1 pseudogene is annotated in these 554 nt (G+C 30.0%); it reads right to left on the bottom strand.

What is annotated here, in order from left to right:
* Positions 1–297 precede the first annotated feature (297 nt).
* Positions 298–554 (bottom strand): annotated as a pseudogene (locus ASU35_RS19875) (hypothetical protein); the annotation flags it as partial.

The raw sequence follows: 554 nt of genomic DNA, 5'->3' as shown, positions 1-554 counted from the left end.
GGAAAGTATATCAGATATAGGAAGAAGATTTAAGAACGCTATGTTTTGAAGCACTTACTTTTAAAAAAATTAGTATGTATATTTAGTAAATTCATCTATATGATACCATTTTTACAGTTTAATTTCAACAAAACTTACTGTTTATCAATTTTTTTATAGCAATAATAATTACAATTTTATCTATATCAAACAAAAGCAATAACTGCTATCATAATTTTTATTCAAAATTCATTTAAAATATAAAAAAACGATACTTTTTAATAACTCAAACTTCGCACATAGATTTTACAGCTAATTTCACGCTACTTTTCGCCGCTCCTTCAGAGCGGATGGAATTGTGCTCATAAATGCATCCGTGAGCTCAGTGATTTTGTCCTCGGATAGCTCACAATCATTGGAAAGCAGTTTGCTAAACATTTGAAGAATCACTTGAAATGCCTGAATCCATGTGATATCAGTGGAAATGATACAGAGATATTCCTTACGCTTGTTTTTGCTTCTTATTCTGCTTATAAATTTCAGGTAAAGAAATGTCGGTACCGTTGTAACGGAAA

This window comes from Acetivibrio ethanolgignens (genome assembly GCF_001461035.1).
GTDB lineage: Bacteria > Bacillota > Clostridia > Lachnospirales > Lachnospiraceae > Velocimicrobium > Velocimicrobium ethanolgignens.
Note: the sequence above shows the minus strand (reverse complement) of the source record. Positions and strands in the feature narration are given on the sequence as shown.